Here is a 24,030-nt window from a genome sequence, read left to right as displayed (position 1 = left end):
TAGAAGGGTACTGGAGCAACCTGTGAGTCAGATGGGTCGCGAAGCGGAGCCTCCCAAGCGAACGTTGCGCAAAGAGTTCCTCGCGGTGAGGAACGGGTTGACGGACGATGACGTGAGGAAAACGGCGGGCGCCCTGGCCGGCCGGGCCCTCGATCTGCCCGAACTGGCGCACGCGCGCACGGTCGCGGCGTATGTCTCGGTGGGGCAGGAACCGGGCACCCTCGCGCTCCTCGACGCGCTCCGCGCGCGCGGGGTGCGCGTCCTGCTGCCGGCCCTCCTGCCGGACAACGACCTCGACTGGGGTGTGTACGAGGGAGAGGCCTCCCTCGCGCGCGTGCGGCACGGCGGCGGCCGGATGGCCCTCCTGGAGCCCACCGGTGAGCACCTCGGCCCCGACGCGGTGATCGCCGCCGATGTCGTCCTCCTGCCCGGGCTCGCCGTGGACACGCGCGGGCTGCGGCTGGGCAGGGGCGGCGGCTCGTACGACCGTGTCCTCGCCCGCCTGGAGCGCGCGGGAGCCGACCCGGCGCTGGTGGTGCTGCTCTACGACACGGAGGTCGTGGACCGGGTCCCGGAGGAACCGCACGACCGCCCGGTGCACGCGGCGGTGACCCCTTCGGGGGTGCGCCGCTTCCGGTGACCGGACACGAGGAAGCGGCCCCCACGCACGCGTGGGGGCCGCTTCCTGGTCTTCCGCTCGGTCAGCCGGTCACGGCTTGAGCAGCAGCGTGTCGCTCGTGCTGTCCTGGACCGCCTTGTTCGAGAAGGACCACGTGAGCAGCTCGCCCTTGACCCACTTGCCGGTCTGGTCCGTGTAGTGCGCGTTGTACGCGTGGCCCGACGCGCCGGTGAGGTTGATCCACTTGGACTTGTCGAGGTCCCCGAGGTTCACGATCATCCGCATCGACGGCACCCACACGACCTCGTAGCCGCCTGCCGCGTTCCAGCCGGTGGCGTTGACCGTGGCCTCGCCGCCGCCGAGCTTCCAGGGGCCGCGGTTGAGCAGGTACTTCACGAAGCCGGGGCCCTCGGTGCCGAGCGTCTGGTTCTTCAGGAACAGGCGGTGCAGCCGGCCCCAGCTCCAGGTGTCGATGTCCTTGCCGAGCTTGGCGGTCAGCTCCCAGCGGGCGTCGCGCATGGCCCGGGCGAACAGCTCGTCGCGGGTGTCGGCGGCCTTCTGGTTGCGCAGCTTCGGCGTGGACCACCAGGCGTTGTCCTGGTCGTCGATGATCCGGCGGACCACCTCGAACCAGCGGTCGCCGCCGTCCGGCTGCGCCTGGTCGGCGTCGCGCCTGCCGCACTCGCGCACCCGGCGGTCCTCGTCGGCGGGACCGGTGCTGTCGACCGGCTCGACCGACAGGCACTGGCCCTTGACCCGCAGCTCCTTGGGCAGCTTGTTGCCGAAGGCGAGCTTGAGGATGTTGCGCCAGACCGAGTTGAAGTACGCGGCGGCGGCCGAGTCGGCGTCCTGGGTGTAGTCCCAGCCCTCCAGGAGCTTCTGCGCCTCCCGGATGTGCTTGTCCTTGACGTCGATCTTCAGCAGCAGCGGAACCAGCAGCTTGGCGATCTCGCTGCTGTTGTCCATCTGCATCTGGCGCATGTCCTCGGTGGAGATCTTCCCGCCGCCCTTGATCTTCGACTCGATCAGGCTGGTGAGGCGCTGCGCGCGCGTGCCGTAGCCCCAGTCGGTGGTGAGGGTGTAGGGGTACTTCTCGTCGACGACGGCCTGGTTGGCGGTGACGATGTAGCCGCGGTCCGGGTCGTACTCGTAGGGCAGTTCGTCCTGGTCGATGTAGCCGTTCCAGCGGTACCTGGTGTCCCAGCCCGGTGCGGGGATCGAGCCGTCGCCCTTGCCGCGGGTGGGGATCTTGCCGGGCAGCTGGTAGCCGATGTGGCCCTTGGTGTCGGCGTAGATCAGGTTCTGCGAGGGCACGTCGAACAGGGCGGCGGCCTTGCGGAAGCCGTTCCAGTCGGCGGCCTTGTTCATCGCGAAGACGGCGTCCATGGTGGTGCCGGGCTCCAGCGCGGTCCAGCGCAGGGCGATGCCGTAGCCGTCGCCGCGGTCGGGGGCGTCCCGGTCGACGGTGGCCTTCCTGCCGACCTGGACGAGTTCGTTGCTGCGGTCGGACAGCAGGGGCCCGTTGTTGGTGGTGCGGACGACGATCTTCTTGTCGGAGCCGCCGGCGACCTGGATGGTCTCCTCGCGGGACTCGAACGGCAGCACCTTGCTGCCGTACTGGTAGCCGTCGCCGGTGAGCTTCTCCAGGTACAGGTCGGTGACGTCGACGCCGGAGTTGGTCATGCCCCAGGAGACGTCCCGGTTGTGGCCGATGACCACTCCGGGCATCCCGGCGAAGGTGTAGCCGGCGACGTCGTACTGGCACTTCTGCGAGACCGACTTGCAGTGCAGGCCCATCTGGTACCAGACGGAGGGCAGCGAGGCCGACAGGTGCGGGTCGTTGGCGAGCAGGGGCTTGCCGGTGATGGTGTGGCTGCCGGCGACGACCCAGGAGTTGGAGCCGATGCCGTTGCCGTTCACGCCGACGGCCTCGGGCAGGTCCTCCAGGACGTCGTAGAGGCCCGTCAGCTGGGTCTGGACGGCCGAGGAGCCGGAGGAGGCACCCGCGGTGCCCGCGCCGGTCCCGGTGCCCGTCCCGGTCCCAGTGCCGCCCGTGCCCGTGCCGCCGGTGTTCGTGCCCGTGCCGCCCGTGCCGGTGCCCGTGCCGCCCGTGCCCTGCGCGGCGCCGCCGGCGTTCTGCGAGGTGCCCGAGCCGTCGGTCCAGGTCTTGGTGAGCTCGTCGTACGTGCCCTCCTGGACGATCGCCTTGTTGCGGTCGTACGGGTACTGCGGGTACAGGTCGGCGATCTGCTTGGGGCCGAGGCGGCTGGTCATCAGGGCCCGGTCGATCTCGTCCTGCATGTTGCCGCGCAGGTCCCAGGCCATGGCCTTCAGCCAGGCCAGGGAGTCGATCGGGGTCCACTCCTCGGGCTTGTAGTCGTTGGCGAAGCCGAGGGCCGCGTACTCCAGGGAGATCTCCTCGCCGTCCTTGCCGGCGAGGTAGGCGTTGACCCCCTTGGCGTACGCGTCGAGGTACTTCTTCGTCTCGGCCGAGATCGTGGACTTGTACTCCTCCTCGGCGACGCGGTGCCAGCCGAGGGTGCGCAGGAACTCGTCGTTGTCGACCTGGCCCTCGCCGAACATCTCCGAGAGGCGGCCGGCCGTCATGTGGCGGCGCACGTCCATCTCGTAGAACCTGTCCTGCGCCTGGACGTAGCCCTGCGCCATGAACAGGTCCTCGTCGGAGGAGGCGTAGACCTGCGGGATCCCGTAGCCGTCGCGCTTGACGTCGACCGGGCCGGACAGGCCCTCCAGGGTTATGGAGCCCTTGGTCTGCGGGAACGAGGCGCGGACCGTGCTGATGGACCAGAACGCCCCGAAGCCGACGCCGCCGATGAGGGCCAGAACCAGGACGATCAGGAGAAGGCGTACTTTGCGCCCCTTTTTCCTGCCGGACTTGCCGGACTGCTTGCCGGAGGAGGCGGTGGTGTTGGGGGGCATCGCTGTCCTTGCTGTCCTAACACGAGCGGCAGGTCGGGCTGTGCTTTGTACTGAACGCTGGAGCAACCATAGGCGCAGGGCCCGACACGACTTGACGCGGAGTCGGGAACTGGCACAGACGGACGTTCGATCATGCACCCGCAAGCGTCAAGAAATCGTCAAGAGTTAGGTAAGGTAACGAAGTACTTGCACTGAAGTAACCCCCACAGCACGGTTCCCGTGATCGGCTTCGTATGCCCTCACGCGCACGTGCCCGCTTCAGGTGCTCGGCAGCCCACCACCTGGAACCACGTGCGGTTCGGCGAGAAAGGTACGACCCTCTGACTGTCCATGACCTCAACCAGCTCCTGCTCGTCTGCTCGCTCGTCCTCCTGGTCGCGGTGGCCGCGGTCCGGATCTCGTCGCGCAGCGGGCTCCCCAGCCTGCTCGTCTACCTCGGCATCGGCATCGCCATGGGCCAGGACGGCATCGGGGACATCCACTTCGACAACGCCGAACTGACCCAGGTCATCGGCTACGCGGCCCTCGTCGTCATCCTGGCGGAGGGCGGCCTCGGCACGAAGTGGAAGGAGATCAAGCCGGCCCTGCCGGCCGCCAGCTCACTGGCGCTGGTCGGGGTCGCGGTGAGCGTCGGGGTGACGGCCGCGGGGGCGCACTACCTGATCGGACTGGAGTGGCGGCAGGCGCTCATCATCGGCGCGGTGGTGTCCTCCACGGACGCCGCCGCCGTGTTCTCCGTGCTGCGCAAGATCCCCCTCCCCGCGCGCGTGACGGGCACCCTGGAGGCCGAGTCCGGCTTCAACGACGCCCCGGTGGTCATCCTCGTCGCCGCGCTCTCCACGGCCGGACCGGTCGAGCACTGGTACGTCCTGATCGGCGAGATAGCCCTCGAACTGGCGATCGGCGCCGCCATCGGCCTCGCGGTGGGCTGGCTGGGCTCGTGGGGCCTCAGGCATGTGGCCCTGCCCGCCTCCGGTCTCTACCCGATCGCCGTCATGGCCATCGCCGTCGCCGCGTACGCGGCCGGCGCGCTCGCCCACGGCAGCGGCTTCCTCGCCGTCTACCTGGCCTCCATGGTGCTCGGCAACGCCAAGCTGCCGCACTGGCCCGCCACCCGCGGCTTCGCCGAGGGCGTCGGCTGGATCGCCCAGATCGGCATGTTCGTCCTGCTCGGTCTGCTCGTCACCCCGCACGAGATGGGCGACGACATCTGGCCCGCGCTCGTCATCGGCCTGGTGCTCACCATGGTGGCGCGACCGCTGAGCGTCGTCGTGGGCCTGCTGCCGTTCCGGATCCCGTGGCGCGAGCAGGCCCTGCTGTCGTGGGCCGGCCTGCGCGGCGCGGTGCCCATCATCCTGGCGACCATCCCCATGGTGAGCGGCGTCGAGGGCAGCCGCCGGATCTTCAACATCGTCTTCGTGCTGGTCGTGGTCTACACCCTGGTCCAGGGGCCGACCCTGCCCTGGCTGGCCCGCAAGCTGCGACTGGGCGGCAGCGGCGACGAGGCCGCCGACCTCGGCATCGAATCGGCGCCCCTGGAGCGGCTGCGCGGACACCTGCTGTCGGTGGCGATCCCGGAGGGGTCCCGCATGCACGGCGTCGAGGTGAACGAGCTGCGGCTGCCCGCGGGCTCGGCCGTCACCCTCGTCGTCCGCGACGGCACGTCCTTCGTGCCCCTGCCGACCACCGTGCTGCGCCGCGGGGACGAGCTCCTCGTCGTCGCCACCGACCCCGTCCGCGACAGGGCGGAGCGGCGCCTGCGGGCCGTCGGCCAGGGCGGCAAGCTCGCCGGATGGCTGGGCACGGGGAACGGCAACGGCGGATCCGGCCGCTGAGCGGGCGGCGGCGGGGCGGCGGCGGGCCGTTAAGGACAGATTTCCAACCGTTCACACCATCCGGATTCGGAGGCCCGGCCGCCGGAAGTGCGCATTTTCACAGGTGAACTGCCCGTTCCCCCTGTACGATGAAGGCGCACTTGATCGGACCAACTCTGTCTGACGCAGAGCTGGCGCGACCGTATGGCGGCCGGATCGCCCCCTTCCGTGGGCGTCGGCATCTACCGCAGTGGCGCAAGAGGACAGCTCTCGGCGCCCGGCCCCGCGACCTGGGGACCGCGCTACCAGGCGGCGGAAAGGCACGGGCCGTGGCATCCACGGTCACCTCGAAGGCGTCCCGCCCGGGATACGGGCAGCTGCTGCGCACCCGCGGCGCGTGGACGTTCCTCCTCCCCGGCTTCGCGGCACGCCAGCCGTTCGCGATGCTGACGCTCTCCCTCGTGCTGCTGGTGCAGCACACCACCGGCTCGTACGGGGCGGCGGGCGCCGTCGCCGCCGTCACCGGAGTCTCCATGGCGCTGTTCGCCCCGTACAGCGGCCGTCTCGCCGACCGCTACGGGCAGCGCGCCGTCCTGCTCCCGGGCGTCCTCGTCCATGGGGTGGCAGCCCTCTCCCTGACGGCGCTGGCACTCGCCCACGCCCCCCTGTGGGCGCTGTTCGCCGCCGCCGTGCCGACCGGTGCCTCGGTGCCTCAGGTCGGGCCCATGGTGCGGGCCCGCTGGGGCGTCAAGCTCAAGGGCTCGCCCCTGATGTCGACCGCGGCGGCCTTCGAGTCCGTCACGGACGAGCTGACCTTCGTACTCGGCCCGCTGCTGGCGACCGCGCTCTGCACGGCCGTGCACCCGGCCGCGGGGCTGCTCACCGAGGCCGCGCTCACGCTGGTCGGCGGACTGCTGTTCGCCGCGCAGCGGGGCACGCAGCCCACGGTCGTACCCGCCTCCCACGCGCGCGTGGAGCACGTCTCCGCGCTGTCGGTCCCGGGTGTGCGCGTCCTGATCGTCGCCTTCCTGGGCATCGGTTCCGTCTTCGGCGGCATGCAGGTCTCGCTCGCCGCCTTCAGCGAGTCGATCGGCGAGCCGGGCATGAACGGCGTCCTGTACGGCGTGTTCGCCGCCGGCAACATGCTCTCCGGCATCGTCTGCGGCGCGATCGCCTGGAGGACGACTCCGCGACGGCGCCTGATCGCCGGGTACACGGCCCTCGCGCTCATGGCCTCCGCCCTGTGGACCGCCGACTCCGTGGCCGTGCTCGCCGCCCTGGGGCTCCTGGTCGGCATGTGCATCGCGCCCGCGCTGATCACCGGCTACACCCTGGTCGAGAGCCTCGTCCCGGCGGGTGCCCGTACGGAGGCGTTCACCTGGCTGACCGGCGCGGTCGCGCTCGGCCAGGCGGCCGCCGTCACGGCCGCCGGACAGCTGGAGGACCGGCTGTGGGGCGGCGCCGGGTTCCTGGTGCCGATGGCCGGTACGGCACTGGCGCTGGTGACCCTGCTGGCGCTGCGCTCACGCCTGGTGGCACGGCCCCGGAGCCGTACCGTCGCGCGTGTCGTCGGTCACCGAGTGCCGGTGACAGTGGACTGATGGCCTTGGAATAGGTCACTATGGATCGTCGTTAGCACTCATCGAGTGAGAGTGCCAGGAGGAAGACCAGTGCCGACGTACCAGTACCAGTGCACCGAATGCGGTGAGGGCCTCGAAGCGGTGCAGAAGTTCACCGACGACGCCCTGACCGAGTGCCCCAGCTGCAACGGCCGCCTCAAGAAGGTGTTCTCCGCGGTCGGCATCGTCTTCAAGGGCTCCGGCTTCTACCGCAACGACAGCCGCGGCTCGTCGTCGAGCAGCAGCCCGGCGTCGTCGAAGTCGTCGTCCTCCTCGGACTCGAAGGCCGCGTCCTCGACGTCGTCCTCGGACGCGAAGTCGTCCTCGGGCTCGTCCTCGACCAGCAGCAGCTCCAGCAGCACCTCCGCCGCTTAGTACGCGCGCGGCGCTTCCTTCCGGGCCCTGCCGTCGTTCGCCGACGGCAGGGTCTTCGGCGTCCCCGCGCCCGGTTAGGGTGCGGGCATGGCGAACACGGAGCAGCTGGGCAACGCGGTGGCCACGTCGACCGGAGCGTCGGCGGCCACGTCGACCGAATCGTCGGCGGCCGACCGGGCGGAGATCGGTGTCATCGGAGGTTCGGGGTTCTACTCCTTCCTCGACGACGTGACCGAGATACAGGTGGACACCCCGTACGGGCCGCCGAGCGACTCACTGTTCCTCGGCGAGATCGCCGGCCGCCGGGTCGCCTTCCTCCCGCGCCACGGCCGCGGCCACCATCTGCCGCCGCACCGCATCAACTACCGCGCCAACCTGTGGGCGCTGCGGTCCGTCGGGGCGCGCCAGGTGCTCGGCCCGTGCGCGGTCGGCGGGCTGCGCCCCGAGTACGGCCCCGGCACGCTCCTGGTGCCGGACCAGCTGGTGGACCGCACGAAGTCCCGGGAGCAGACGTACTTCGACGGTCTGCCCCGGCCCGACGGCACGATCCCCAACGTCGTCCACGTCTCGCTCGCCGACCCGTACTGCCCCGCCGGCCGCAAGGCAGCCCTGGAAGCGGCCCGCGGCCGGGACTGGGAACCGGTGGACGGCGGCACCCTCGTCGTCGTGGAGGGCCCCCGCTTCTCCACCCGCGCCGAGTCCCTCTGGCACCAGGCGCAGGGCTGGTCCGTCGTCGGCATGACCGGCCACCCCGAGGCGATCCTCGCCCGTGAGCTGGAGCTCTGCTACACGTCCCTCACCCTCGTCACCGACCTCGACGCGGGCGCCGAGACCGGCGAGGGTGTCTCCCACGAGGAGGTCCTCGAGGTCTTCGCCGCCAACATCGACCGCCTCCGCGGCGTCCTCTTCGACACGATCACCGCACTACAGCCGACCGCCAGTCGCGACTGCCTGTGCACGAAGGCACTGGGGGGAATGGACCCGGGGTTCGAGCTGCCGTGACGGGGTGTGGCCGGGTCGGCCGGGGTGGCGGCTCTGCCTGGTCGGCGGGGGTGGGGGGTCTGCCTGGTCGGCCTGGTTGGCGGGTCTGCCTGGTCGGCCTGGTTGGCGGGCCTGGCGGCTGGAAGGGATGAGGGCCGGTGGGGCGGGGGCTGGGAAGGCGGAGGTGACGGGGGTGGGTTGAGGGCCCGGAAGACGGAGGCCGGGAAGGTCGGGTGGGACTGGGCGCGACGGTGGTGACTGCGGCGCCGGACCGGTTGTTCCGGCGGCGGGGCGACCGGCCGGGAGCTGGGGGGGGACGGCCCGCCGGAACGCCTCGTTCGGGTGGCGGGGTTTTCCACAGTCGGTGGACGATCCACAGGGCCCAGCGGGCTCCGCCGCGAAGCCTCATCGTGGGACCGCAAGCCGATCTCACGCAGCAGGTGGTGACCTCATGTCCCGTCCCTCGTCCATGCTCTCGTCCACGCTCTCGTCCGCGCTCTCGTCCGCTCTCTCGTCCACGCCGACGGCCTCGGCCTCGGGCAGGCCCGGGCTCACGCACACGTCCACCTCAGGCCCCTCGTCCCTCTCGGCCTCCTCGGCCCCGTCGGTCTCCTTGCCGTCGGCGATCCCGCCCTCGTGCGCATCCGGCTCCGTGTCCGCCCGTCTGCCCTCCTGGGCCGCCGGGCCGCCCGGTGCCGACGCGCCTCCCACCTGCGAGGTCCCGCACTTCCCGCCGGTGCGGGTCCGGGGCGGCGCACAGCGGTTGCGGCGCCTCGCCCGCTGCCGGAGGCGGGCCATGGCGGCCGGTCTGGCGGTGACCGCCGCCGCGCTGCTGGCGACGGGGGCGGGCCCCGGAGAAGGGGAAGTGCAGGGGGAACGGGTCAGGGGGCACCCCGTGGCCGACCCCGTCCCCGAGCACCGGGCCACCACCGGCACGGTCACGGCACCGGTACGCATCGCCGACGGCGCGACGGTACGGCTGCTGCGCCCCGGCGACCGCGTCGACGTGATCGCGGCGGAGCAGTCCGCCACGGGCGGTGACGCGCGGGTGGTCGCGCGGGGCGCCCGCGTCACAAAGGTGCCGGCGGCGAGCGCCACGGAGAGCGGCGCCCTGGTCGTCCTGTCGGTGCCCCGCTCCACGGCGGCGCGCCTGGCCGGCGCGGGCGCGACCTCCCGCCTGGCGGTGACGCTGTGGTGAGGCGCCCGGCCCCCGGCCACCGGTCAAGTCCCTCGTTGGTGGGACCCCATGGGACAGTCGGAGCGGGCCTTGACGTAGGTTGCGGAGTCGTTTGTTCCACAACCAGCGCAAAGGGGGCTCGTGGTGAGCGAGAAGAAGGATCCGAGTGTCTGGGAGGGCTTCAAGGCCTTCCTGATGCGGGGGAACGTCGTCGACCTGGCCGTCGCCGTGGTCATCGGCGCGGCCTTCACGAACATCGTCAACTCCGTGGTGAAGGGCATCATCAACCCCCTGGTGGGGGCCTTCGGCACCAAGAACCTCGACAACTACACCAGTTGTCTGGAGGCCCCCTGCGCGGTCGCCAAGGACGGCACGGTGACGGGCATCCAGATCGCCTGGGGTTCGGTTCTCGGCGCCACGCTGACGTTCGTCATCACCGCGGCCGTCGTCTACTTCCTGATGGTCCTGCCCATGGCCAAGTACCTGGCCCGCCAGGAGGCCCGCCGGAAGGCGAAGGAGGGCACCCACGAGGTCATCGAGGTGACGGAGCTGGAGGTGCTGAAGGAGATCCGCGACGCCCTGGTGGCGCAGCGTGGCTCGGGCCACGACCGCGAGTAGACGCCCGCCCGGCGTATGCCCGGCGAGGTCAGAGGTGGTGGGGCGGCTTCTCGTCGAGGAAGCGCTTGAGGTCGGCCGCGCTGTCGCCGCCCTCGCCGGGCCGCTCGCCCCAGCCGTGGTCCGTGTCGTCGGACGAGGGCCGGCTGAGCGGGTCGTCGAAAACCAGCGCGGCCTTGGGGTCACGCGGCTCGGGGGCGGGAGCGCTACTCATGCCTCCAGGGTACGGTCCCCCGCGCGAACGCCCGCAGCCCAGCCACCGGCCACCCCCAGCCGCGGGCCGAGCCGGTCACCGGATGCTCCCATCCCCCACCCGAACCGGTCGTCGGGTAGCTCCATCCCCCACCCGAGCCGGTCGCCGGGCAGCTCCGTCCCCCACCCGAGTCGGTCGCCGGACCCCTCCGTGTACTCCCCCGGCCCGTACGCGCACTCATGAACACCTGAGCGAGAATTCCCCCGGGTTTTCTGGTGTGCTTGGCGCCATGACGTCCAGTTCCACGCCCTCGACGCCCCCGGCGCGGGACCCCGACCCGGGCTCCCACCCGGCCACGGCTTCCGCCCCTCCGCCTGGTGTCGGCCGGCCTCCGGTGCGTCGGCTGGTCGCCCGCGGGCGTGGGGAGACACACCGGGTCGCGTCGCCCCTCGAACTGTTCTTCGACCTGTGCTTCGTCGTCGCCGTCGCCCAGGCGGGCGTCCAGTTGGTGCACGCCGTCGCCGAGGCCCACGCGGCCGAGGGCATCCTCAACTACGCGATGGTCTTCTTCGCGATCTGGTGGGCCTGGATGAACTTCACCTGGTTCGCCTCGGCGTACGACAACGACGACGTGCTCTACCGGGTCGTCACCCTCGTCCAGATATTCGGTGTGCTGGTGCTCGCCGCGGGGGTCGCCCGGGCCTTCGAGGACCACGACTTCCTGCTGGTCTGGCTCGGTTACGCGATCATGCGGCTGGCGATGACCGCGCAGTGGCTGCGGGTGGCCCGGTCGGCGGAGGGCACCGAGCGTGTCATGGCGTTGCGGTACGCGGCCGGTGTGGCGCTGTGCCAGGCCGGGTGGCTGGGCCTGCTGATCCTGCCCGAGCCGGCCAGACCGTGGCTGTTCCTGGGGATGGCGATCCTGGAGCTGTGCGTCCCTGTGTACGCGGAGAAGGACTTCTCCACGTCCTGGCATCCGCATCACATCGCCGAGCGGTACGGCCTGTTCACCATCATCGTGCTCGGCGAGACGATCCTGGCGGCCACGGTCGCCGTGAAGTCGGCCGCGGACGAGAACGACGCGCTGGGCGAGTTGCTGCCGATCGCGCTGGGCGGACTGTTGATCGTGTTCTCCGCGTGGTGGATCTACTTCACGGTGCCGATCCACGGGCATCTGCGCTCCAACAGGGAGAGCTTCCTGTGGGGTTACGGTCACTACCTGATCTTCGCCTCGGCGGCCGCGATCGGCGCCGGGCTGGAGGTCGCGGTGGAGGAGGCGGTGCACAAGGCGCACATCTCGACGCTGGCCGCGTCCGCCGCGGTGACACTGCCGACGGCGCTCTACCTGCTGTCGGTGTGGGCGCTGCACGCCCGTCACTACAAGGTGGGCACGGCGCAGCAGGCGGTGTTGCCGCTGGCCGCGCTGGCGGTGGTGCTGTGCACGTTCCTGGGTCACTGGGCGGTCCTGGCGGCGGGCGTCGTGGCGGCGGGGACGGTGGCGATCGGCGTGGTGCTGACGGCACGTACGGCCAGTGCGGAGGGGGCCGGAACAGCCGCGTCAGGGCAAGGTTGAGGGAGCCACAGGCACGCTCCGACACACGCACGCCCCGGTCGCAGACAAGGACGCAGATGACACCCGAGACCTCCGGCACCCCCATGCCCTCCGACCGCCCCGAACCTGTGGACGCCCTGACCGACGTGCTCGGGCTGAGGGTCGGGCACGCCACGCGGGCCGGCGGCGGCTGGTTGACCGGTACGACCGTGGTGCTCGCGCCGGAGGGCGGCGCGGTGGCGGCCGTGGATGTGCGCGGTGGCGGGCCCGGCACCAAGGAGACGGACGCGCTCGACCCGCGGAACCTGGTGCAGAGGGTCGAGGCGGTGGTGCTGACCGGCGGCAGCGCGTACGGCCTGGACTCGGCGTCGGGTGTGATGGCCTGGCTGGAGGAGCGGCGGCGCGGGGTACGGGTCGGCTCCGATCCGGCGCATGTCGTGCCGGTGGTGCCGGCGGCCTGTGTCTTCGATCTGGGCCGGGGCGGCGACTTCCGGGCCAGACCGGACGCGGCGACCGGCCGGGCCGCGGTGGAGGCGGCGGCGGCGAGCGGGTTCGGTGCCCCGGTGGCGGAGGGGTGCGTGGGCGCCGGGACGGGGGCGACGGTCGGGCTGCTGAAGGGCGGTGTCGGCACCGCGAGCACGGTGCTCGGCTCGGGGATCACGGTGGCCGCGCTGGTGGTGGCGAACGCCGCCGGGTCGGTGATGGATCCGGAGACGGGGGTGCTGTACGGGGAGTTGTTCCAGGGGCGAGCGGAGTATCCGGCGGCCGAGGTGCACGAGGTGGCGCGCCGCAGGATCGCCGAGGCCGCCGCGAAGAGTCCGCCTCCTCCGCTGAACACGACGTTGGCGGTCGTCGCGACCGACGCCGAACTGACCCGCGCCCAGGCCCAGAAGCTCGCCGGCACGGCCCACGACGGTATCGCCCGCGCCGTGCGGCCCGTGCATCTGCTGAACGACGGCGACACGGTGTTCACCCTGGCCACCGGCGCCCGCCCGCTCGCCCCGGACTCCGGTCCACTCGCCCTGAACGAACTCCTTTCGGCGAGCGCCGACTTGGTGACGCGGGCGATCGTCCGGGCGGTGCGGGCGGCCGAGCCCGTGGACGGACCGGGCGGGACGTGGCCGTCGTACGGGGAGTTGTACGGGAGCGAGGAGTCGTAGGGGGGCACCCCCGAGCTGGGCGTGAGCCGCACGGGGTCACGGAGGGCTGTCGGCCGGAGTGTCGGTGGGCGGGGCTAGGTTGCGGTCATGAGTTGGGATGTCTACGTCTACCGGTTCCCGCCCGAGGCCGAGTCACCGGCCGACATCGAGGCCGACTGGGAGCCGCCGGTCATCGGCACGGGGCGGGAGGTACGGGCCGCCCTGGCCGGGGTGTTGCCCGGGATCACGTTCGGGGAGGACGGGTGGGGGGAGTACGAGGGGCCGGGGTTCTCGCTCTCCACCACGACCACCGAAGCCGATGACACCCGGGTCACCGGCGTCGGCCTGATCTTCCACGGCGGTGGGGAGGGGGCGGTGCGCGCGGCGCTCGCGGTGACGGACGCCTTGGGGGCGAGGGCCGTCGAGACCGGGTCGGGGGGCTTTCTCACCGACGAGTCGGGGCGGTCGTCGTTCGATGCGTGGCAGGCGTACCGGGACAGGGTGTTGAGGGGGGCGTAGAGGTTCGCGCGGGAGGCGATTGTCCCGGTTCTGTCACGTGATGGCGTGTGGGACGGAAGTGGGGAACCCTGTCGGCCGCCGGTCGCTCTTTCTCCTCGTACTGGAGCGGATGACGTAGATCACGTGGACGCGTAGAAGGTGGAGCAGATCGTGACGAGGCCGAAGATTGCTGTGCGGCGTGTGATGGGGGCCTGTGCCGTGCTGGTGGCCGGCGCGCTGACCCTGACCGGCTGTGGCGGGGACGCCCAGGCCGACAACCAGGGCGGGGGGGACAACAAGGCGTCGGTCAAGGACTCGGCGGCGCGGATCACGATCTCGGCGAAGGACGGTTCGACGGGCGCGTCGATCAACTCGACCGGTGTGAAGGTCAGCGGCGGCAAGCTGACCGAGGTGAAGATGACCGCGACGGAGGCCGGCACCGAGGTTCCGGGCGAGATCGCGGCGGACGGACGCTCCTGGCAGCCGAAGGGGCAGCTGGAGCGGGGGACGAAGTACCAGATCTCCGCGACGGCGAAGAACGCGGCGGGCAAGACGTCGTCCGCCGACTCCCGCTTCACGACGGTCTCCACCGCCAACAGCTTCATAGGCACGTACACCCCGGACAACGGCACCACGGTCGGTGTCGGCATGCCGGTGTCGTTCACGTTCGACAAGGCGATCACGGACAAGAAGGCCGTGCAGTCGCACATCAAGGTGACGTCGAGCAGCGGGCAGGAGGTCGTCGGACACTGGTTCGGGGCGCAGCGGCTCGACTTCCGGCCCGAGGAGTACTGGAAGGCCGGTTCCAAGGTCACGATGAAGATCGACCTGGACGGGGTCGAGGGTGCGAACGGGCTGTACGGGGTGCAGGACAAGACGGTGACCTTCACCGTCGGGCGGTCGCAGGTCTCCACCGTCGATGTCAGCACCCAGACGATGAAGGTCGTCCGGGACGGCAAGACGATCAAGACGGTGCCGATCTCGGCCGGCAGCGCCGACAACCCGACGTACAACGGGCAGATGGTGATCTCGGAGAAGTTCAAGGAGAAGCGGATGGACGGCTCGACGGTCGGCTTCGCCGGCGAGTACGACATCCCGGACGTGCCGCACGCGATGCGTCTGACCGCGTCGGGCACCTTCCTCCACGGCAACTACTGGTACAACCGGGGCAACCCGCCCTTCGGCCGGCAGGGCACCAGCCACGGCTGCGTCGGCCTGGCGGACGTCCGGGGCGCGAACGGCGACACGATCGCCAAGTGGTTCTTCGACAACTCGCTCACCGGTGACGTGGTGATCGTCAAGAACTCCCCCGACGACACGGTCGCGCCGGACAACGGCCTCAACGGCTGGAACATGTCCTGGAGCGCCTGGAAGGCCGGAAGCGTCGTCTGACCTCGGAATTCTGAGGACCCGTCAGAGAGTTCGCCGGGCCGCGCGGGAACGAACCGCGCGGCCCGGCCGTTTCACGGACGTACGTTTTCTCGGTTCCCGGACATGATGTCCGACCGAGGGGCTACGGTATGCACCCACAAGGTGACATGCAGCAACGCCGGGAGAAACCTTGAGCGTTCCGTACGAGACGGCAGCGTACGAACCAGCCGAGTCGCCCGAGTCTCCGGAGGAGCACCTCGCGCGGCTCCTCGGTCGCGCCCTGAACTCCTTCGAGCTGCCCGACGAGACCATACGGCAGCTCGACTGCGCCCTCGCCCATGACAGCTCGCTGCACTCCGCGCACTACAGCTCGGGCCTGCACCGGGCGACGTACCGGCACACGTGGCTGCTCGCCGACGGCTCCGCGGTCACCCTGTGGGAGCTGGTGCACAACACGGTCCCCGGCAGTGAGACCCAGCACGAGGTCTACACCGACGACGAGGAGTTGCGGGCCGCCACCGCGCGGCTGCCGCTGCCTCCGGACGCGCCGGATTTCGAACTGCCCGCGATGGTGGAGCTGGCGGCGTTCCCCGAGCCGCGCCACGCGTACACGCCGGACGACTCCGCGGATCATGCCCGGCGGTTGCTGCGGCGCGCGGAGAATCCGGACCCTCCCGGTGACGAGATCGCCACGCTGCTGCTGCGGACCGCGTTCGCGCATGAGATCACCCAGGCGTTCGGCCGCCCGAGCCGGTCCCGCCGGGGCAGTCGGCCCGGCTTGAGCTTCTCGCTCTACGAGCACGCGTTCCTGCTCACGGACGGGCAGGAGATCTCCCTGTGGGAGGTGGAGCACACGGCCACACCGGACGGGCGCCATATGTGCGAGGTCTACTCGACGGAGGACGCGGCCCGTGACGCGATGGAGCGCCGGGCGGGGTTACTCGGGTAGGGCTCGAGGGCGGACCGGGCCGTGAGGGCCCGGGGCCGGCCGCTCAGGCCAGACGGTCATCGGTGAACTGACGGGCCAGGAAAGCGAAGGCGTCCTGCTCGGCCGGGGTCAGTTCCACATGCTCGACGTGCGGGCCCTTGCGGCGCTGGTGGGGCAGGCCGCGAAGGCGCCCCCCACGGCGCCGGGCCACATCCATGAAGCGGGCGCGATGCGCCTCGCCGTCCCGGCGCAGAACGCGGACCAGCACGGCGACCCAGATGACCGCCGCGACGGCGAGGGTGGCCACGCCCACCAACTGGAGGATCGACACGTGCTCAGGCATGCCCTCCAGTAGACACCACCGGACGGGACTTTGAGCCCGGATGGTGACGTATCTCGCAGGTACGGCGTACGACTCACAGGGGTCGTAAAGGCGCCCAAAGGGGCGCATGGGGCTCACTGTGAAACGCGGCCGGCCGCAACCCCCACGAGGGAGGGCTGCGGCCGGTGGGCGGTCGCGGGGCTCAGGCCGCGACCGGCTCCTTCGTCTGCGTCCCGGTGGCGGGAGCGGCCTCGGCGGCCGTGCCCGGCTGGGTCTTGCGCATGCCCTTCAGGACGATGACCAGCCCGGCCGTGACCGCCGTGCCGACCGCGATGGCCAGCAGGTACAGGAACGGGTTGCCGATCAGGAAGGTGACCCAGACACCGCCGTGCGGGGCGCGCAGCGTCGAGCCGAAGGCCATGGTCAGCGCGCCGGTGACCGCGCCGCCCGCCATGGAGGCCGGGATGACGCGCAGCGGGTCGGCCGCCGCGAACGGGATGGCGCCCTCGGAGATGAACGAGGCGCCCAGCACCCAGGCCGCCTTGCCGTTCTCGCGCTCGGCCGAGGTGAACAGCTTCTTGCGGATCGTGGTGGCCAGGGCCATGCCCAGCGGCGGGACCATACCGGCGGCCATGACCGCGGCCATGATCTTCATCGCGGAGTCGCTGGGGTCCTGGACGGCGATACCGGCGGTGGCGAAGGCGTAGGCCACCTTGTTGACCGGGCCGCCGAGGTCGAAGCACATCATCAGGCCGAGCAGGACGCCGAGGAGGATGGCGTTGGTGCCGGAGAGGCCGTTCAGCCAGTCGGTCAGACCCTTCTGCGCCTCGGAGATCGGCTTGCCGATCACCACGAACATCAGGAACCCGACCACCGCCGTCGACACCAGCGGGATCACCACCACCGGCATGATGCCGCGCAGCACCGGCGGGATCTCGATCCGCTGGATCGCGAGGACCACACCACCGGCGATCAGACCGGCGACGAGACCGCCGAGGAAGCCCGCGCCGATCGTCACGGAGATCGCACCGCCGACGAAACCGGGCACGAGACCGGGCCGGTCGGCCATGCCGTAGGCGATGTAACCGGCGAGGACCGGGACGAGGAAGCCGAAGGCGGCGGCGCCGATCTGGAACAGCAGCGCGCCCCAGCTGTCGATCTGCCCCCAGTCGAAGTGCTCGGTGACCGACTTCGCCTCGTTGACCTGGTAGCCGCCGATCGCGAAGCCGAGAGCGATCAGCAGACCGCCCGCCGCGACGAACGGGACCATGTAGCTCACGCCCGTCATCAGCCACTTGCGCAGCTTCGTGCCGTAACCCTCGCCGGGCTGGCCCGCGCGCTCCACGGGGGTGCCCGGGCGGGCGGCGGCCGTGATCTCGCCGCGTTCGGCCTTGCCGCGGACCTCGGCGATCAGTTCGGCGGGGCGGTTGATGGCGGCCTTCACACCGGTGTCCACGGTGGGCTTCCCGGCGAACCGGTCCTTCTCCCGTACGGGGACGTCATGGGCGAAGATCACGCCGTCGGCGGCGGCGATGACCGCCGGGTCGAGCCGGCTGAAACCGGCCGAACCCTGCGTCTCGACGACGATCTCGACGCCGTCGGTGTCCCGGCCCGCGTTCTCCAGCGACTCGGCGGCCATGTAGGTGTGCGCGATGCCGGTGGGGCAGGAGGTGACGGCGACGATCCGGAAGGGGCGGCCGGCGGGGGCGGGCTCGTCCGCCGCACCCGCCTGCGACGTCGCGGGTGCGGCCTCGGGCGAGGCCGCGGGCGAGGCCGCAGGAGCCGCTGCGGCCGTCGCGGCCGTCGCGGCCGTCGCGGCCGCGGGCTCCTTCGGGGGCGTGCTGCCCGCGGCGGCGTCGGGGGAGGCCGTTCCGCCCGACGCCGCCGCGGAGTCTTCGGTGTTCTCGGCCGTCGCGTCGCCCCGGATGAGGGCGGCGGCGCGGGCCGCGTCGTCCACCGCGCGGAGGGCGTCGGTGAACTCGGTGTTCATCAGCTGACGGGCGAGCGAGGAGAGGATCGTGAGGTGGGCGTCGTCCGCGCCCGCCGGGGCGGCGATCAGGAAGATCAGGTCGGCGGGGCCGTCGACGGCACCGAAGTCGATACCGGCGGCGCTCCGCCCGAAGGCCAGGGTCGGCTCGGTGACATGCTCACTACGGCAGTGAGGGATGCCGATACCGCCGTCGAGACCGGTCGGCATCTGAGCCTCGCGGGCGGCCACGTCGGCGAGGAAGCCGTCCAGGTCGGTGACCCGGCCCTTCGTCACCATGCGCTCGGCGAGGGCACGCGCCGCCGCTTCCTTCGTCTCGGCGGACAGGTCGAGGTCGACCAGATCCGCGGTGATCATCTCGCTCATCGCGGGCTCCTTCGCACGCGTATCGCCCGGGGGGTGAGGTGGGCGGGGGTGGGGACGGAAGTGTGGGGGGCGCCGGCCAAGGGGGTCGAGAGGAAGGACCGGCCGGGGCCGACGAGGCCGATGACGCCGACAGGACCGACGCGGCCGGGGAGGCCGGGGAGACTACGCCTTCCCGGGCGGAGCCGGAGTAATACGGAACGAAGGTTCGTTCGCGTTCGCTCGCTCATGCCACCGGCTCCTTCAGGACGCGGTCCACCGGTACCTCCGTCGTCACCGTCACCGCGGACGGGTCGAGGTCGGAGGGGGTGGGCATGACGCTGCCGGGGAGTTGGACGGCGGCGGCGCCGTGGGCGACGGCGGAGGCGAGGGCGTCGGGGCCGTGGCCGCCGGCGATGAGGAAGCCGGCGAGGGAGGAGTCGCCGGCGCCGACGTTGCTGCGGACGGCGTCGACGCGGGCGCTGCCGAACCAGGTGCCGGAGGCGTTCACGAGGACCTGTCCGTCGGCGCCGAGGCTGGCCAGGACCGCGCCCGCGCCCATCTCCCGCAGTTCCTCCGCGGCCTTGACGGCGTCGCCGACGGTAGCGAGAGGGCGGCCCACGGCTTCGGCGAGTTCCTCGGCGTTGGGCTTGACCACGTCGGGGCGTTCGCGGAGGGCGGCCAGCAGGGCCGGGCCTGAGGTGTCCAGGGCGATCCGGGCGCCCGCGGCGTGCGCGCGGGCGACGAGTTCGGCGTACCAGGAGGGGGCGAGGCCGCGCGGGAGGCTGCCGCAGCAGGCGATCCAGGAGGCGTGGACGGACTGGGTGCGGACGGTCTCCAGGAGGAGTTCCCGCTCGGCGGCGGAGAGTTCGGGGCCCGGCGCGTTGATCTTCGTGAGGACGCCGTCCGCCTCGGCGAGGGCGATGTTGGAGCGGGTCGCCCCGGCCACGGCGACCCGTGCGACCTCGATGCCCTGCGCGTCGAGCAGATCCGCGACGAGCGCGCCGGGCGCGCCGCCCAGCGGCAGGACGGCCACGGTGCGCTGTCCGGCGGCGGCGACCGCGCGGGAGACGTTGACGCCCTTGCCGCCCGGGTCCATGCGTTCGCCGGTGGCCCGGATGACCTCGCCGCGGTCGAGGGAGGGGACCTCGTAGGTGCGGTCGAGGGACGGGTTGGGGGTGACGGTGAGGATCATGCGCGGGCCTTCCGGCCGGCGGCGCGGCCCTCGACGGAGCCGTTGACGGCCACCTTGCCCGCGACGTCGGTCGTGGCGCTGCCCGCGGTCCTGTTCGTGGCGTTGCCCGAGAGGGCGCCCGTGCCCCCGCCCGTGCCCGGGACCCGTAGTACTTCGGTGCCGTCGCGTTCGATGGCGAGGGCGTCCTCGGGGCTCAGGCCGCTGTCGGTGATCAGCAGGTCGACGTCGCTCAGGGCGCCGAAGCGGGCGAAGTGCTCCTGGCCGCACTTGGAGGAGTCGGCGAGCAGCACCACCCGGCGGGCGGCGGCCATCGCGGCCCGCTTCACCGCGGCCTCGGCGAGGTCGGGGGTGGTCAGACCGCGAGCCGGGGAGAAACCGTTGGCCGCCACGAAGAGCACGTCGGCGCGGATCTCGCCGTAGGCGCGGAGCGCCCACGCGTCCACCGCGGCGCGGGTGCGGTGGCGGACGCGACCGCCGACCAGGTGGAGCTGGATGCCCGGGTGATCGGCGAGGCGGGCCGCGATGGGCAGGCTGTGCGTGACCGCGGTGAGCGTGGCCTCCAGCGGGATGGCCGCCGCGAGGCGGGCGACGGTCGTACCGGCGTCGAGGACGACGGTGCCGTCGATCGGCAGTTCGGCGAGGGCGGCCTGCGCGATGCGGTCCTTCTCGTCGGCGGCCGTGCTCTCGCGTTCGGCGAGGTCGGGCTCGAAGTCCAGGCGGCCCGCGGGGATGGCGCCGCCGTGGACCCGCTGGACGAGGCCGGCGCGGTCCAGGGCCTTCAGGTCACGCCGGATGGTCTCGGCCGTGACCTGGAACTCCTCCGCCAGCGACACCACGTCCACCCGGCCGCCGTCACGGGCGAGCCGGAGGATCTCCTGCTGCCGCTCCGGTGCGTACATGTCCGTTCGCCTCCGACTGATGCCCGATTCTGTGGTTTCGCTCGGAGGCTACGCCTGGATTTCCAGAAAGTAAACAGGTTCGGGCATGACTCGGGCACACACGGAGACCGGCCCGGCACCCTCGGGTGCCGGGCCGGTCTCCGTGTCGGCCGTCGTCGGTCAGCGGGCCAACTGCGGCTCGCGCTCCGCGTCTCCCGTCCCGTTCCCGTCGATCACCGCGCCCTCGACCTCGACCTCGACATCGACCGCGACCTCGGCCGCACCCTCGTCCTCGTGGGCGTCGTGCTCGGCCGTCACGGGGTGTCGCGGGAGGGCGAACATCAGCAGGAAGATCGTGAAGAGCACCGCGGCGACCCAGCCGAGGGCGTGTTCGAAGGCGTCGACGAAGGCGGGGCCGATCTCGGCGGGGACGAGAGGCTCGTCCATGGCGCCGAAGAAGACCACGGCCACCAGGCCGAGTCCGAGCGCGTTGCCCATCTGCTGCACCGTGCTGATCAGGCCGGACGCGGAACCGGCGTGCTCACGCGGCACCCCGGAGAGGATCGCGTCGGTCAGCGGGGCGACGATGAGTCCCATGCCCGCGCCCATCACGATCAGCGGGAGCGCCATCTGCCAGGGGGTGATGGCGAGGCCGTACCGCTCGGACTCCCCCAGGTAGAGCAGCACACCGACCGCCATCAGCAGCGCGCCCGCCTGGAGGACCTTGCGGCCGAAGCGCGGGACGAGCTTCTGGACCGACATCCCGGCCGCGATCGAGACGGACACGGAGAACGGCACGCCGGTCAGGCCGGCCTTCAGGACGCTCCAGCCGAGGCCGGTCTGGAGGTACAGGGTCCAGACGAGGAAGAACACACCGAGGGCGACACCGAACACCGTCTGCACGGCGATGCCGGCCGCGAAACTCTTCACCTTGAACAGCGACAGTTCGATCAGCGGGGAGCCGTCGCGCGCGGTCTTGTGCCGCTCGTACGCCACCAGCGCCGCGAACACGACCAGCGAGCCCGCCATCAGGGCGTGTCCCCACAGCGGCCAGTCCAGCTCGTGGCCGCGAGTGAGCGGGTAGAGAAGCATCAGCAGGCCGCCGGTGACGAGGGCGACGCCGACGAGGTCCAGCTTGAGGGCGTGCGGGGCCTTGGACTCGGTGATGAAGCGGCGGCCCAGGACGAGGCCGGCGATGCCGACCGGGAGGTTGATCAGGAAGATCGCCCGCCATTCGAGACCGAGCGGGTTCCACTCGATGAGCAGGGCGCCGAGCAGCGGGCCGGAGACGGCGCCGAGGCCGACGATCGCGCCGAACAGCCCGAACACCTTGCCGCGTTCGTGCGCGGGGAAGGTGGCGTGGACGATCGACAGCACCTGCGGCACCATCAGCGCGGCCGTCGCGCCCTGCGCGATCCGTGCGGCGACCAGCATCTCCGGATTCGCGGCGAGACCGCACAGCGCGGAGGCGACGGTGAAGCCGCCGATGCCCAGGAGGAAGATCCGCCGACGGCCGTGGATGTCGCCGAGCCGGCCGCCGGTCACGAGTCCGGCGGCGAAGGCGAGGGCGTAGCCGGCGGTGATCCACTGGATCTGGCTGACCGTGGCGGCCTCGCCTCGCTGGATGGAGGGAATCGCGATGTTGACGATCGTGACGTCCACGAGGTCCATGAAGGCGGCGGTCATGACGATGGCGAGGGCGATCCACCGCCTGCGGTCGGCGCCGCCGTCGGGAGAGGCGCCGGGCGCCGTACGGGTGTCGCGCCCCTTCAGGGCGTTCGTGGTTGAGGTCATGGAACGAAGGTAGAACCCCAGTAGGTCAGATCATGTCCTACTTCTGCGGCATCCTCGAACTCATGACTACGGACACCCCGGCGCGACTCCTTCAGCTCCTCTCCTTGCTCCAGACGCCCCGCGAGTGGCCCGGCGGTGAGCTGGCCGACCGGCTGGGAGTGTCGCGGCGGACGGTACGCCGGGACGTCGACCGGTTGCGGGAGCTGGGCTATCCGGTGCAGGCGAGCATGGGGGCGGACGGCGGTTACCGGCTGGTGGCCGGGAAGGCCATGCCGCCGCTGGTGCTGGACGACGAGGAGGCCGTGGCGATCGCGGTGGGGTTGCGGGCCGGTGCCGGGCACGCCGTGGAGGGCGTGGACGAGGCCTCCGTACGGGCGCTGGCCAAGCTGGAGCAGGTGCTGCCCTCGCGGCTGCGGCATCGGGTGTCCACGCTCCAGGCCGCCACCACCCCGCTGACCAGCGGCGACGGCGCGACCGTGACGCCCGAGACGCTGACGGTGATCGCGTCGGCGGTGGCGGGAAACGAACGGCTCCGCTTCGCCTACCGGGCCGGCGACGGCGTGGACTCGCGGCGCCACTGCGAGCCGTACCGGCTGGTGTCGACCGGACGCCGCTGGTACCTGGTGGCCTACGACCTCGAGCGCGCCGACTGGCGCACCTTCCGCGTCGACCGCGTCCAGGAACCCTTCGCGACCGGCGCCCGGTTCGCGCCGCGTGAACTGCCGACGGGGAGCGCGGCGGAGTATCTGAAGCAGTCGATGCAGCGTCGGCAGGAGACGTACACGTTCGAGGTCACGTTCGCCGCGCCCCGGGAGGTCGTCGCGGCCCGGCTGCCGGCCTGGGTCGGCACTCCCGAACCCGTCGGCGAGCACAGGTGCCGCGTGCGGGGGTCGACCGGCGACGCGGTGGAGTGGTTCGCGGTACGGCTCGCCGTGCTGGGCTGGGAGTTCACGGTGCACGAGCCGCCGGAACTGATCCAGCAGGTGAGGGAGTTGGGCGCACGGCTGACCCGGGCTGCGGGCGGCACCGAGGGCCGAGGGCCGAGGGCCGAGGGCTGAGGGCTGAGGGCCGAGGGCGGCGTAAAAGGAGCCGGGCTCCGGCGCCGGGGGGGGAGGCGCCGAAGCCCGGCTCTGAGGAGTCCCGGCACTGGGGGGAGAGCGTCGGGACTCGGCTTCAGTTGGCTTCGGTGGGGAAGCGGCCTCGAGGGTGAGGCGACTTCGCCCGGGTGGGTCGTGTGGGGCTGGGGCTGGCTCGGTGCACGGGCAGGACGACGGTCGGTCGGCGGCGTACGGACGGCGGCACTGGCTTCGGTGCGGTGCCCCCGGCTCCCCCGGAACGTCTTTCTCCGGGTCCCGGGCCGTTCGGCTCCGGGCCCGGTGGAGTCGTGGGCCCGCAAGTCTTGTGCCCCGGGATCGGGGGGTTGAAGCGATGGACTACGGCCAACGTGTGGCCGACGGCCGACGTACGACCGTATGCCGGGGCACGGTCCGCGCGACGGGCCGGACGGAGACCGGACGGTCGAACCGGCTGTCGCCGGCCCGGACGGGCACCGGGCCGTCGAACCAGGGAACGCGGGGCGCGCGTGGCCCGCGGGCCACGGCGGCGGGCCGGCCGGAACGGCGCGGGACCGTCCGCCCACGGAGCCTGTCCCGGCAGCGGGCGGCAGGACGGGCGGGGCGCGGCGGCCGCGA

The 24,030-nt window shown here is 71.8% G+C and carries 19 protein-coding genes and 1 pseudogene; 13 read left to right on the top strand and 7 right to left on the bottom strand.

The annotated features are described in order from the left end of the window. Positions 1 to 31: 31 nt before the first annotated feature. Positions 32 to 640, top strand: coding sequence for a 5-formyltetrahydrofolate cyclo-ligase (locus tag SMA5143A_RS22815; RefSeq protein WP_107464723.1), 609 nt, complete (start codon positions 32 to 34; stop codon positions 638 to 640). Positions 641 to 709: 69 nt separating this feature from the next. Here SMA5143A_RS22815 and SMA5143A_RS22810 read toward each other — a convergent pair whose 3' ends face one another. After that, on the bottom strand, positions 710 to 3,559 hold the full coding sequence (locus tag SMA5143A_RS22810; RefSeq protein WP_107464722.1) for a penicillin acylase family protein: 2,850 nt from the start codon (positions 3,557 to 3,559) through the stop codon (positions 710 to 712). A gap of 233 nt (positions 3,560 to 3,792) precedes the next feature. Here SMA5143A_RS22810 and SMA5143A_RS22805 point away from each other — a divergent pair, with 233 nt between their 5' ends. The 6 genes from SMA5143A_RS22805 (at position 3,793) to mscL (ending at position 10,143) form a co-directional block, all read left to right on the top strand. Next, complete coding sequence (locus SMA5143A_RS22805; RefSeq protein WP_258193678.1) at positions 3,793 to 5,394, top strand: potassium/proton antiporter; 1,602 nt, start codon at positions 3,793 to 3,795, stop codon at positions 5,392 to 5,394. Positions 5,395 to 5,702: 308 nt separating this feature from the next. Then, the gene (locus tag SMA5143A_RS22800; protein WP_107464721.1) at positions 5,703 to 6,974 is read left to right on the top strand and encodes an MFS transporter; all 1,272 of its coding nucleotides are present in this window, start codon (positions 5,703 to 5,705) and stop codon (positions 6,972 to 6,974) included. Between the two features lie 69 nt (positions 6,975 to 7,043). Further along, positions 7,044 to 7,367 (top strand): FmdB family zinc ribbon protein, encoded by a 324-nt coding sequence (locus tag SMA5143A_RS22795; protein WP_107464720.1) that lies wholly within the window; start codon positions 7,044 to 7,046, stop codon positions 7,365 to 7,367. Between the two features lie 87 nt (positions 7,368 to 7,454). Next, positions 7,455 to 8,369 carry an S-methyl-5'-thioadenosine phosphorylase gene (locus SMA5143A_RS22790; RefSeq protein ID WP_258193677.1) on the top strand — a complete coding sequence of 305 codons (915 nt, stop codon included), beginning with the start codon at positions 7,455 to 7,457 and terminating at the stop codon, positions 8,367 to 8,369. 592 nt (positions 8,370 to 8,961) lie between these two features. Next, positions 8,962 to 9,546 carry a hypothetical protein gene (locus tag SMA5143A_RS22785; protein WP_375136537.1) on the top strand — a complete coding sequence of 195 codons (585 nt, stop codon included), beginning with the start codon at positions 8,962 to 8,964 and terminating at the stop codon, positions 9,544 to 9,546. Positions 9,547 to 9,669: 123 nt separating this feature from the next. Further along, positions 9,670 to 10,143 (top strand): large conductance mechanosensitive channel protein MscL, encoded by a 474-nt coding sequence (gene mscL / locus SMA5143A_RS22780; protein WP_107464904.1) that lies wholly within the window; start codon positions 9,670 to 9,672, stop codon positions 10,141 to 10,143. 28 nt (positions 10,144 to 10,171) lie between these two features. On the opposite strand, the gene SMA5143A_RS22775 is transcribed toward mscL, so the two are convergent. After that, complete coding sequence (locus SMA5143A_RS22775) at positions 10,172 to 10,354, bottom strand: hypothetical protein (RefSeq protein ID WP_107464719.1); 183 nt, start codon at positions 10,352 to 10,354, stop codon at positions 10,172 to 10,174. Positions 10,355 to 10,622: 268 nt separating this feature from the next. Between SMA5143A_RS22775 and SMA5143A_RS22770 the strand changes: the two genes are divergently transcribed. The 5 genes from SMA5143A_RS22770 to SMA5143A_RS22750 all read left to right on the top strand — a co-directional run bounded on the left by SMA5143A_RS22770 (position 10,623) and on the right by SMA5143A_RS22750 (position 15,842). Further along, positions 10,623 to 11,906, top strand: a complete 1,284-nt coding sequence (locus SMA5143A_RS22770) for a low temperature requirement protein A (protein WP_107464718.1) — start codon at positions 10,623 to 10,625, stop codon at positions 11,904 to 11,906. A 56-nt stretch (positions 11,907 to 11,962) separates the two neighbouring features. Beyond that, positions 11,963 to 13,045, top strand: a complete 1,083-nt coding sequence (locus SMA5143A_RS22765) for a P1 family peptidase (RefSeq protein ID WP_258193676.1) — start codon at positions 11,963 to 11,965, stop codon at positions 13,043 to 13,045. A gap of 87 nt (positions 13,046 to 13,132) precedes the next feature. Beyond that, the gene (locus SMA5143A_RS22760) at positions 13,133 to 13,543 is read left to right on the top strand and encodes a hypothetical protein (RefSeq protein WP_107464717.1); all 411 of its coding nucleotides are present in this window, start codon (positions 13,133 to 13,135) and stop codon (positions 13,541 to 13,543) included. Between the two features lie 150 nt (positions 13,544 to 13,693). After that, complete coding sequence (locus tag SMA5143A_RS22755; protein WP_107464902.1) at positions 13,694 to 14,914, top strand: L,D-transpeptidase; 1,221 nt, start codon at positions 13,694 to 13,696, stop codon at positions 14,912 to 14,914. Positions 14,915 to 15,083: 169 nt separating this feature from the next. Further along, a complete protein-coding gene (locus SMA5143A_RS22750; RefSeq protein WP_107464716.1) occupies positions 15,084 to 15,842 on the top strand; it encodes a DUF6227 family protein in 759 nt (252 codons plus the stop codon). A gap of 43 nt (positions 15,843 to 15,885) precedes the next feature. Here the strand turns inward: SMA5143A_RS22750 and SMA5143A_RS22745 are convergent, their stop codons facing one another. The 5 genes and pseudogenes from SMA5143A_RS22745 to SMA5143A_RS22725 all read right to left on the bottom strand — a co-directional run bounded on the left by SMA5143A_RS22745 (position 15,886) and on the right by SMA5143A_RS22725 (position 22,339). Continuing rightward, the gene (locus SMA5143A_RS22745; protein ID WP_107464715.1) at positions 15,886 to 16,164 is read right to left on the bottom strand and encodes a hypothetical protein; all 279 of its coding nucleotides are present in this window, start codon (positions 16,162 to 16,164) and stop codon (positions 15,886 to 15,888) included. 181 nt (positions 16,165 to 16,345) lie between these two features. Further along, positions 16,346 to 18,496, bottom strand: a complete 2,151-nt coding sequence (locus tag SMA5143A_RS22740) for a PTS fructose transporter subunit IIABC (protein WP_107464714.1) — start codon at positions 18,494 to 18,496, stop codon at positions 16,346 to 16,348. 223 nt (positions 18,497 to 18,719) lie between these two features. Continuing rightward, positions 18,720 to 19,667: a 1-phosphofructokinase gene (gene pfkB, locus SMA5143A_RS22735; RefSeq protein WP_107464713.1), complete on the bottom strand. Its 948-nt coding sequence runs from the start codon at positions 19,665 to 19,667 to the stop codon at positions 18,720 to 18,722. 143 nt (positions 19,668 to 19,810) lie between these two features. Next, positions 19,811 to 20,566, bottom strand: a pseudogene (locus SMA5143A_RS22730) (DeoR/GlpR family DNA-binding transcription regulator); the annotation flags it as partial. A gap of 159 nt (positions 20,567 to 20,725) precedes the next feature. Further along, positions 20,726 to 22,339, bottom strand: coding sequence for an MFS transporter (locus SMA5143A_RS22725; protein WP_258193675.1), 1,614 nt, complete (start codon positions 22,337 to 22,339; stop codon positions 20,726 to 20,728). Between the two features lie 62 nt (positions 22,340 to 22,401). Between SMA5143A_RS22725 and SMA5143A_RS22720 the strand changes: the two genes are divergently transcribed. Beyond that, complete coding sequence (locus SMA5143A_RS22720) at positions 22,402 to 23,397, top strand: helix-turn-helix transcriptional regulator (protein WP_107464901.1); 996 nt, start codon at positions 22,402 to 22,404, stop codon at positions 23,395 to 23,397. Positions 23,398 to 24,030 lie beyond the last annotated feature (633 nt).

The organism is Streptomyces sp. MA5143a (assembly GCF_900290235.1).
Taxonomy (GTDB): Bacteria; Actinomycetota; Actinomycetes; order Streptomycetales; family Streptomycetaceae; genus Streptomyces.
Note: the sequence above shows the minus strand (reverse complement) of the source record. Positions and strands in the feature narration are given on the sequence as shown.

Coding starts and splice junctions, on each gene's coding strand:
- SMA5143A_RS22815 (WP_107464723.1), top strand. CDS start 32: ATGGGTCGCGAAGCGGAGCCTCCCAAGCGAACGTTGCGCAAAGAGTTC.
- SMA5143A_RS22810 (WP_107464722.1), bottom strand. CDS start 3,559: ATGCCCCCCAACACCACCGCCTCCTCCGGCAAGCAGTCCGGCAAGTCC.
- SMA5143A_RS22805 (WP_258193678.1), top strand. CDS start 3,793: ATGCCCTCACGCGCACGTGCCCGCTTCAGGTGCTCGGCAGCCCACCAC.
- SMA5143A_RS22790 (WP_258193677.1), top strand. CDS start 7,455: ATGGCGAACACGGAGCAGCTGGGCAACGCGGTGGCCACGTCGACCGGA.
- SMA5143A_RS22775 (WP_107464719.1), bottom strand. CDS start 10,354: ATGAGTAGCGCTCCCGCCCCCGAGCCGCGTGACCCCAAGGCCGCGCTG.
- SMA5143A_RS22770 (WP_107464718.1), top strand. CDS start 10,623: ATGACGTCCAGTTCCACGCCCTCGACGCCCCCGGCGCGGGACCCCGAC.
- SMA5143A_RS22765 (WP_258193676.1), top strand. CDS start 11,963: ATGACACCCGAGACCTCCGGCACCCCCATGCCCTCCGACCGCCCCGAA.
- SMA5143A_RS22760 (WP_107464717.1), top strand. CDS start 13,133: ATGAGTTGGGATGTCTACGTCTACCGGTTCCCGCCCGAGGCCGAGTCA.
- SMA5143A_RS22745 (WP_107464715.1), bottom strand. CDS start 16,164: ATGCCTGAGCACGTGTCGATCCTCCAGTTGGTGGGCGTGGCCACCCTC.
- SMA5143A_RS22740 (WP_107464714.1), bottom strand. CDS start 18,496: ATGAGCGAGATGATCACCGCGGATCTGGTCGACCTCGACCTGTCCGCC.
- pfkB (WP_107464713.1), bottom strand. CDS start 19,667: ATGATCCTCACCGTCACCCCCAACCCGTCCCTCGACCGCACCTACGAG.
- SMA5143A_RS22725 (WP_258193675.1), bottom strand. CDS start 22,339: ATGACCTCAACCACGAACGCCCTGAAGGGGCGCGACACCCGTACGGCG.
- SMA5143A_RS22720 (WP_107464901.1), top strand. CDS start 22,402: ATGACTACGGACACCCCGGCGCGACTCCTTCAGCTCCTCTCCTTGCTC.